This window comes from Pedobacter sp., from assembly GCF_035566355.1.
In the GTDB taxonomy this organism is placed as follows: domain Bacteria; phylum Bacteroidota; class Bacteroidia; order Sphingobacteriales; family Sphingobacteriaceae; genus Pedobacter.
The window spans coordinates 22,928-29,907 of record NZ_DATMRL010000168.1 but is presented as its reverse complement, the minus strand read 5'-3'; the positions used below and the strand labels follow the sequence as shown (position 1 = coordinate 29,907).

At 42.7% G+C, this 6,980-nt stretch carries 3 protein-coding genes; all 3 read right to left on the bottom strand.

The genetic code is table 11. From position 1 onward, the window contains the following. Positions 1–72: 72 nt before the first annotated feature. From VNZ46_RS06675 to VNZ46_RS06665, 3 genes are read right to left on the bottom strand one after another with little or no spacing between them, the layout of a single operon-like run. A complete protein-coding gene (locus VNZ46_RS06675) occupies positions 73–2,370 on the bottom strand; it encodes a glycoside hydrolase family 3 N-terminal domain-containing protein (RefSeq protein ID WP_325559316.1) in 2,298 nt (765 codons plus the stop codon). Between the two features lie 54 nt (positions 2,371–2,424). Next, positions 2,425–3,840 carry a RagB/SusD family nutrient uptake outer membrane protein gene (locus VNZ46_RS06670; protein ID WP_325559315.1) on the bottom strand — a complete coding sequence of 472 codons (1,416 nt, stop codon included), beginning with the start codon at positions 3,838–3,840 and terminating at the stop codon, positions 2,425–2,427. Positions 3,841–3,852: 12 nt separating this feature from the next. Continuing rightward, positions 3,853–6,762 carry a TonB-dependent receptor gene (locus VNZ46_RS06665; RefSeq protein ID WP_325559314.1) on the bottom strand — a complete coding sequence of 970 codons (2,910 nt, stop codon included), beginning with the start codon at positions 6,760–6,762 and terminating at the stop codon, positions 3,853–3,855. Positions 6,763–6,980: the final 218 nt, after the last annotated feature.

Here is a 6,980-nt window from a genome sequence, read left to right as displayed (position 1 = left end):
TCCTGGCAGAGCAGGCTCCTAAAGTCACTGCAGCAAGCAGGCAAAGACTGTAAATCGGTTTCATCATAAGGCTTAAAGGCTATAGTTAAAATTAATCTTCTTATCTGCGATCTGGATAGTGAACTCCCCTGGCTCGGTTACTTTTTTGAGATCAGGCATCACTACAGCAAGATCTTCCGGGCTGATGTGGAAAGTTACCGTCTTGGTTTCGCCTGGTTTCAGGTCAATTTTATCAAAGGCTCTTAAACGTTTAGCATCCGGGCTAATTGGACTGGATACCAGTTGGGAGGTGTATAAGAGTACGCTTTCTTTACCGTTTACTTTACCACTGTTTGTGATGTCGACAGAAACGGTTAATTTCTCGCCAGCTTTAAGAATCTTACTGCTGAGTTTAATATCACTGTAGGTAAAAGTGGTGTAGCTTAAACCTTGCCCAAAAACATATTGAGGGTTGTAATCTGCATCGTAGTTATATACACCTTCGGTAGTAGAACGGGATTCCGATGGCTTGTGGTAATAGGTAAATAAGGCGTTAGGGTACTGAGGGTAGGTATAAGGTAATCTTCCTGAAGGATTTACATCGCCATATAAGATGTCTGCAAGGGCATCTCCGCCAAAGTTACCAGGTTGGTAGGTCTGTAGCACAGCAGCCATTTTGTTTTCAAATTTACTGATCACACGGGGTCTTCCTTCATTTAATACAAGAATGATCTTTTTACCGGTTGCAGCTAATTTCTGTGCCAGTTCTGTTTGAAGATCTGAGATATACAGATCATTTAAATTACCTGGAGTTTCTGTATAAGTGTTTTCTCCTAAACAAAGTACAATAACATCTGCATTTTTGGCTGCATTCACCGCTTCATCCATTTTGTCTACATATTCTTCATAATACTTGCCGTCCATTTTATAACTTACACCCGGTACATAGCTTACATTTTGCTGTCCGGCCTTGCGTTGAATGGCCTTTAAAATGGTGTTGTATTTTGCAGCGAATTCCTCTACTTTTTCACCTTGCCATGAATAGGTCCATGCACCATTAAGGGTTCTCATGGAATTGGCGTTTGGTCCGGTAACCAAAACTTTTAGAGATTTGCTTAATGGTAAGATCTGATCGGTGTTTTTTAGTAATGTAATTGACTCTGCTGCGGTGTTGTAAGCTGCTTTTTCGAAAGCAGGACTTCCGAACTTAGGGTAGTCTTTTGGATTGGTGGTCGGTTTTTCAAAAAGGTTGAGGTCATATTTTACCATCAGGATCCTTCTTACCGCATCATTGATCCGTTCTTCTTTGACCTGACCTTCTTTAACCAGCGCAATCAGGTCATCGCAAAAAGGCTCATAATTGTAGGCAATCATTGACATGTCTATACCGGCATTAATAGCAAGCCTAACCGCATCTTTGTTGTTTTTTGCGACATGATCTCTGGCGTACAGGTTTTCTATATCGCCCCAGTCTGTAACCACCAGGCCTTTAAAACCCAGTTCTTCTTTCAGCATTTTGGTCAGGATCTCATAATTGGCATGTACGGGTACGCCATTAATCAAACCGGAGTTGATCATGATGGTTTTTGCACCTGCATCAATGGCTGCTTTAAAGGGAGGAAGATGATATTCTCTCAGGGCCTGGTCTGAAATTACGGCAGGTGTTCTGTCCTTTCCGGAAATTGAAGACTGATAACCTAAAAAGTGCTTTACGGAGGTGGCTACGCGAAATGGATTGGAAACATCGTTGTTTTCTCCCTCAAATCCTTTGACCATGGCTTTGCCAAGTTCTCCAGCCAGGTAAGGGTCTTCTCCGAAAGTTTCCTGCTGACGCGGGAAACGGGGATCAGGTCCAAGATCCAGCTGTGGAGAAAAAGTCCATGGAATAGAACTTGCCCTGGTTTCGTAAGCAGAGATCTCTGCACCTTCACGCACAAGCTTACGGTTAAAGGTAGCTGCTTGTCCAATCTCCTGAGGGAACATGGTTGCTCCGGCAGTATAGGTTTCTCCGTGGATACCATCTATGCCGTAGATCACCGGAATACGGTTTTTACTGCTCATCGCTACTTTTTGGATTTTACCAATGATGTCATACCAAACAGCAGTTGTTCTTGCCCGGTTATTCGAGGTATTCAGTACAGAGCCAATTTTATATTGGACCAGCGCCTTTTCCATTTCCTTCTGATCGAGAGTAAAGGGCTCATAGCTGGTAAAGCGGTCTTTGCCTTTGCCAATCACATCCAGGGTGATCTGTGCCATTTGGCCCACTTTTTCTTCGAGGGTCATTTTTTTAAGCAAAGCCTCAACTTTAGCTTCCTTGCTGTTTTGTGCTTCAGCGGTAAAAACGCTGCAAAATAAGAGGATCGGAATTAAACTTTTCTTATGGTTCATAGTGTGTGTATATAACAAAGGCTGTCTACACAGCCTTTGTCGGGTAATTGATAATTATCTTACATTCGGATTCCTGTCCAGTTCTTCCTGTGGAATAGGGAAGAGCAGTTTGCCGGGAGTAACATTGTAATTCAGAGAGGCTCCGTTGCCATCTTTCTGTGCGTTCATTACAGCAACAGCACGATTGGTGCGCAGCAAATCGAACCACCTGTGTCCTTCGAAAGCAAGCTCCAGACGACGTTCTTTTTCTATGGCTAAACGCATAGACGCCTGGTCTGCAGCTGGGGTACCTGCAAGTTTAACCCTCGATCTGATTTGATCAACAATGGTTTTAGCGGATGACCATCCACCTGCACTAAGTTCATTCAGGGCTTCAGCTTTCAACAGCATAATGTCTGCGAGTCTGAGGATGTAACTGTCGGATTTGTCATCAGCTCTGTATTTGTTGATGAAAGGATAGCTTGTTTTTGACCAGTAACTATCTGTCCAGCCCTCTGCACTTACGTTCAGAAATGAAATGCTGGAGTTTTTACGCACGGCATCGCCTTCAGCATCAAATGCAGCCACAAGATCATTGGTTGGGGTATTGAACTTTTTCCATCCTAAACCAACGATCACACTCGGCATCCAGTTTCCATGAACACCTCCCCAGCCATCATATTGCATTTCCCAGATGGCTTCAGTATTGTTTTTGTGGTTGGAATCCCAAAGGTTATCGTAATTACTCATTAAAGAATAACCTCCGGAAATCACCAGGTCTGCATACTGCTGTACCTTAGCCCAGTTCGGCGTTGGCATGCTTGCATAAACTTTCGACAATAAGGCATTGGCAACACCTTTGGTTACGATTCCCTTGTTGGCGGCAGTTGAGGCTGCATTAGCAGCACCAAATTCCAAATCTTTGATGATTTGTGTGTAAATCTCATCAACTGACGCTTTTTTAGGATAGTATTCTGCATCTGTGCTCGGAAGAGCAAGAACCAATGGTACCGAGCCCCAGGTTCTCACCAGGTTAAAATACATATAGGCCCTCATGATGCTCGCCTCTGCAAGGATCTGTTGTCTTCTGTTATTCACGTCCAGTTTAGGATCGCTGATTTTTCCAACATTGTTCAGGATGATGTTACAGTCTTTGATATTACCATACAAACCATTCCAGTCTCTTTTAACGTTACCGTTTGTGGAGATGATGGTGAATTTGTCAATGGCGATATTATCGGCATTATCTCCTCCAGCATAGCAATTGTCTGCAGTTACATCTCCATTGGTCATGTAATCCCAGATGTGGTAATCGACATACATACCGGAATAAGCTCCTGCAATCAGTTTTTCTGCTGCTGCCGCATCGGCGAAAGCCTGATCAGGACCGACCTGTGTAATTGGGGTTTTGTCTAAGAAATCTTTTTTGCAGCTTCCAAGTGTCATGGCTAGTGTGCCTGCTGCGATCAATGAATATAATTTGAATTTCATGTTCTGTTTAAATTAAAAACCTACGTTAACACCAAATAAGAATGTTCTGGACTGAGGATACGTTCCATAGTCTACGCCCATTGAAGGACCGTTGGCATCATACTGATTGACTTCCGGATCAAATCCTTTGTACTTTGTAAAGGTGAGCAGATTATAGCTGGAAGCGTAAATCATCACTTTGCTCATTTTTAATTTGCCCAATGCCATTTGTCCAAAATTGTAAGACAGTGTGGCCGTTTTCAAACGCAGGTATGAACCGTTTTCTACAAACCGGCTTGACGTCTTGGTATTGTCGGTGTCGTCTTTAATGGCTTTAGGGATGTCGGTGTTCTTGTTTTGTGGTGTCCATCTGTTCAGAACAGTAGCCAATTGGTTTTTGGAGTCATTTAAACTCTCCAGTTCCATTCTGGACGCATTGTAAATGTCATTTCCTTGTACACCCTGGAATAAGAAGGTCAGACCAAAATTCCCATAAGTTAAGGTATTGTTTACACCATAAGTAAATTTAGGTTGTGCAGAACCAATAAAGGTACGGTCGGCTGCGGTAATCTGGTTGTCCCCATCCAGATCTTTGTAGGTTTCCATACCGGTCTCGGGGTTAACTCCTGTGGCAACATAACCATAGAAACTGCCCAATGGGCGGCCAACCTCTACTCTGATGGCATCGTCGCGCTGATAGATTCCGCCAAAGCTTATGGAACTCACTTTATCTCCAAGGCTGGTCACTTTGTTTCTGTTAAGAGAGAAGTTCAGGTCTGTATTCCAGGTGAATTTTTTCCCTTCAACGTTTTTTGTAGAAAGAACAAACTCAAGACCTTTGTTTTCTACTGCACCCACATTTTTTACAATCTTACCAAATCCAACACTGTTTGGAAGGGGTTGGTTGATCAGTAAATTATTTGTTTTTTTGAGGTAAGCATCGGCAGTAAAGGTGATGCGGCTGTTGAACATGCTCAGATCCAGACCAAGGTTGGTTTGGGTAGAAGCTTCCCATTGCAGCTGGTTGTTTGGCAATTGGCTAAGTGTATAATTTCCCTGAGCATCCGGCTGGTAAAGTTCCAGATATGGATAATCTCCAATACCTTCGTCATTACCAACTTTACCCCAGCTTGCACGTAGTTTTAAATCATTGATCGACTTGCTGTCTTTCAGGAAATTTTCTCCTGAGATTCTCCAGCCTACAGAAGCTGATGGGAAATAACCATATTTATTGTCTTTTCCGAAACGGGAAGATCCATCGGCACGGAAGTTTGAAGTAAATAAGTATTTGCTGTCATATGCATAGGTTACACGGGCAAGATAAGAACGTTTGGTCCATTGCGCTGCCGTTACAACTTGTGCCGGAACATTTGATCCGCGAGGCAACAATTGTTTATTAGGTCCCAGGAAATTGCTTTCTGAGTAAGGTGTGTACAAGTAATCTGAAGACTGCAGAGTCATACCGGCAGTTGCAGTGAAGGCATTCTTGTCTACGTTTTTAGCATAGCTCAAGATGTTTTCGTTTAGCCATACATGGTCTTTGGTCTTGTTGTTGTTGTATAAACCCTTCTGATCACGTCCGTAAGTGGTCATGTATGGATCTAAGAAATAAGTATAATAAGCATCTCTGTTGTTGGCACTGATGCTGGATTTGAAAGACAGGTCTTTTGTAAATTTGATCTCTGCAGCGAAAGAGCCCAGGAACCTTAATTCATTGGTATTGTTGTTGGCCGCGAAAGCTGCACCGTATGGGTTTTCAGACCCCGCTTTATAAGGATTGGATGCGTATGTGCCATCAGCATTATACACACCAATAGTTGGTGGAGTAGCCAATGCCGCGATAATTGTTCCACCTTTAGCGGCACCTGCATTGTCGGTAACATCAATTGAATTTTTTGAAGTTAAAGCTGCAGTTGCATATAATTTTAACCAGTTGGTTAGACTTTGAGAACCGTTGAAGTGCATGGTATATTTATCCAGTTTTGCCGGAGCAACGACCCCTTTATCCTGCTGATAGCCGGAAGAGAAAGAGTATTGACCACCTTTAATACCACCCGACAGCGATAGCTGGTAGTTGTTTTGAATACCTGTTCCAAAAGTTTTCTTTTGCCAGTCCGTATTTTCCTTACCTAGACCTTCTACACCATAGCCCAACTCTTCCATCAGAGCAACGTATTGATCTCTGTTTAAAACTTTTTCTTTTTTCCAAAGATTAGAGAAACCTGTAAATGCATTGAAACCGACAGCTAATTTCTGAGTGCCTTTTTTAGTGGTGATCAACACTACCCCATTTGCACCACTGGAACCATAGATGGCTGCTGCAGATGCATCCTTTAAGATGGTCATGCTTTCGATGTCATTTGGGTTGATGAAACTTGCATCACGCGAGGTTACTCCATCAATAACGTATAATGGACTGTTGGAGGCCAGGATAGACGTGTTACCACGTATGCTTACCGTAATGCCTGCGCCTGGTTTTCCAGATTGAGAACTCACCTGTACACCTGCTGCTTTACCTTGTATGGCTTGTACGGCGTTGGTGATGGGTTGATTCTCGATGTCTTTTGAAGAAACAGAGACAATTGCTGAGGTGAGATCTTTCTTGGTTTGTGTACCATAACCAACAACAACCACTTCATTGAGCTGGTTGTTGTCGTCCGCCAGAGTTACATTGAGCGTGGTTTTCCCGGCAATAGCCTGCTCTGCGGTTTTATAACCAATAAATGAAAAAGTAAGGGTACCATCGGCAGGTGCTTTTAAGAGAAAAGACCCATTAGCTCCCGTCATGGCTCCCTGCGAGGTGCCTTTGACTTTTACCGAAACACCAGGTAAAGGTAGACCTTTCTGGTCTCTGACTTCACCTTTTATGGTAATGTCCTGTGCCATCGCGATACCGAAAGAACACAAGAGAAAAACAATAAAAAGAGTAAACTTTTTTGTCATGATTTTTTGCTTTGTTTAAATTAAATTGATGGATAAAGTTAAGCTGACTTTAAGGTTAAATCCAAGTAAATTATAAAAAATATTTAATGTAATAGACTGATGGTTAGTTAGTTGTAATGATTTCGATACGCTTTAGTACCGTAGTTCAATAGCTTGCTTAACGGCTGATAAACAGTGCTTAAGATTACTTAACGGGGCGACTTACTTTGAGGGCACGA